A 2,215-nucleotide genomic window follows, 5' to 3' on the forward strand; every position below is an offset into this window, starting at 1 on the left:
GGTGATCAAGGCCAAGTAAGCCGCCCCAAAGCCTCCGACACCCCCGGCCGGCTGCGCCGGCCCCACCCAACCCACCCCGCCCGAGGATGACTCGGCGGGGTTGGTGGCGTCTGGAGGAGGGTTGAGGGTGCCTTTCTGGTGTTTCAGGGCGTTTTGGGCCGATACCCAGCGGGAAAAGGTCGTTTTTTGCTATCACGATAGGAGTAAATGCGCGGCAACCTTCGCGTTCCCGGGCGATGCGCGCCCCCGTAGTGGGTCAGTGCGGCGGGTAGACAGCGGCGTTCGCGGTCGGTAGGCTTGGGGGCGGGGTGCGAATCCGTTCGCGTGCCTGATCGGGCAGCTTCACGGCGCAGGGCGCGACCCGGTCAGGTTTGTCGGTTTTGTTGTATCTGTTTTTGCATACAGCATTCGCTTGTACGTTATTGATTTCAAAAACGTTTTGGAGGATTCATGCAGCTTTGTTTAACGACCACGGTTGTGGGTATCCGGTGTTTGGGCAGATAAATCACAAGTTAGACCTCTCATGTCGAGCCTCGCGGTATTCCTTCGCCAAGTTCGTAGTCGCTCGCTGGAACACCAGCGCGCTATGCAGCTTCTTTCGAGGGAAGGGCTTGCGGGGCAAATGGTCTCCGTTTTGCGGCAGGAACTGGATTCAATGGTTCGTTGTATCTACTTGCTGACACAAGGCCCGGAGCGTCGGGCGCTTCTCATCGATGCTTCGGTTCGTGGCGAAAAGTGGTCGCAAGAAGGCTCGCGGGCGAAGGTCACTGATCGAGAAATGGTTGTGCTGGCCCAATCTCTTCAGGGCTGGACGCAGTCCGTTTACAAGTTCGGCTGCGCGTTCATACACCTCTCTGGCTTGCACGATTACAACGACCGCGATCCGCTTGCGCAGCTTCCGACCTAGGAGCGTCAAGATATTCTTGAGCACTGCCGGTACTACCATGGTGGCCCGCACCCTGGCGCCGAGCGCTTCACCGACCTTGTTCCATATCTTCCTCGCGTGCTTGAGAAGATCGCGGGAAACCTTGAGTGCTATCTTGCAGCACTGGAAAGCGGCGAGGTGCGAAGTGTCAACGAGGTCTAACAAGTCATTGCAGCCGACCGCCTTCGGCGGCGGCTGAATTCCAACGTTAACCCGCAAGCCCGAGAGCTCAATGGCATTCGGTGATCGAATCCCTTATGCACTCATCGGCGCCGTTTTCGGCGCTCCTGTCGGTGTCGTGTGCTGGTGCTTGTATGGCCTCGCCCTTCGCTGGCCCTGATCGGCAGGCGTCACAAGATAATCGTGCCCCATGCACCACTCTGAATACATCCTGTGCGGCTTTCTCCTCTTTGCGATGGGTGGCTGTGCTTCGACGACCACAGTCAAAGTCAGCCCCTCACCGCAGTCTCCGGTCTGCGAGGCATCCAGGACAGCTCGCGTCATGTGGAGGACGCAGTGGCGCGCAGATCAGAAGGACGTTCTCGAAAGAGAAACTGCAGCCGCCACCGGAATCGGTCAGTTCTTCGAATCTTCCGGATGCTTCAAGTCTGCGTCGGTAGAGCGCCTGCTGCAACTCTCTGACGAACAAGCAAAACAAGCGGCCGGTGCAGCAGTGCATCAAAGCGGAAAAGTCGTCCTGGTATCCGTTCGGGAACTGGGACCGACCGTCAGGATCGGTGCATCCATTGCGCTTGTAGAGGGTGGCACCGAAGCGGTTCTGGACCTCTCTGAGTTCGTATCCGGACAGGCAACGCCACGGACTTTTACCGTCCGGTGGAATAGCGGTGGACCCGGGGCCCTGAAAGGTGTCGCCAGCCTTCCACAAGACATCCAGGCAGCGCTTGCCGCAGCCCTTCAACCGGCCGCGCGGTAATGCCGCGCAAGACCGAACTACCAAAACCATAGCGCCAACCGACCTTTTTACGCTGGGTATCGGCCAAAATCGCCCTCAAACCCCCGCAACCGCCCGTTTCTGACCGCCCCGGTCGCTTTCGCAGCGCCACCGTCTTCGTACCGCCACCCCGTGCCCGCCCCACCGGTGCAGACGGCCCCATCGACGCATTTCGCCACACCGGCCACGGTCCATGTCTTGCAATTTGCACTGCTGGCCGGGTGGGTGAATGGGGGTGTTTCGGTAAGTATTTGATTTCATTGTCTTTTCTCTATCCGTATCGGGTTGGCACGGCCTTCGCAGAAAGAAAGCCGTCTGCCACACGGTGTGGCGTCAAA

2 protein-coding genes are annotated in these 2,215 nt (G+C 59.0%); both read left to right on the forward strand.

Annotated features, from left to right (window positions below; all coding sequences use genetic code 11):
* Nucleotides 1-523: 523 nt before the first annotated feature.
* Nucleotides 524-907, forward strand: a complete 384-nt coding sequence (locus tag AC2EBU_RS16950; protein WP_484611634.1) for a hypothetical protein — start codon at nucleotides 524-526, stop codon at nucleotides 905-907.
* Between the two features lie 388 nt (nucleotides 908-1,295).
* Complete coding sequence (locus AC2EBU_RS16955) at nucleotides 1,296-1,859, forward strand: hypothetical protein (protein ID WP_484611635.1); 564 nt, start codon at nucleotides 1,296-1,298, stop codon at nucleotides 1,857-1,859.
* The last annotated feature ends 356 nt before the right edge of the window (nucleotides 1,860-2,215 follow it).

The sequence above is a fragment of the Curvibacter sp. T50 genome, from assembly GCF_057219955.1.

Excerpts from the sequence above, each read along its gene's own strand:
- AC2EBU_RS16950 (WP_484611634.1), top strand. The coding sequence starts at position 524 with ATGTCGAGCCTCGCGGTATTCCTTCGCCAAGTTCGTAGTCGCTCGCTG.
- AC2EBU_RS16955 (WP_484611635.1), top strand. The coding sequence starts at position 1,296 with ATGCACCACTCTGAATACATCCTGTGCGGCTTTCTCCTCTTTGCGATG.